Annotated in this window: 1 pseudogene; it reads right to left on the reverse strand. The window is 72.8% G+C overall.

The window, feature by feature from the left end:
* Positions 1–254: pseudogene (locus tag ASG00_RS18070) on the reverse strand (GTPase HflX); the annotation flags it as partial.

Raw genomic sequence — 254 nt, forward strand, 5'->3', positions numbered from 1 at the left:
TGTCGAGGATGACGGTGGTGCGGTCGATGACCTTCACCTTCACGACGTCTTCGAGTGCACGCCGCTGGCTCGGTGCGAGCTCGGTGTCGGCGATCACGGTGTCGGCGCCGACCGCGGCGACGATGTCGCGCAGCTCCTCGGCCTTGCCGCGACCGACGTAGGTCGCGGGGTCGGGGTGCGGCCGACGCTGCAGCACGCCGTCGAGCACCGCGGCACCCGCGGTCTCGGCGAGCGCGGCGAGCTCGCGCAGCGAG

The organism is Microbacterium sp. Leaf351 (assembly GCF_001423825.1).
Lineage (GTDB): Bacteria > Actinomycetota > Actinomycetes > Actinomycetales > Microbacteriaceae > Microbacterium > Microbacterium ginsengisoli.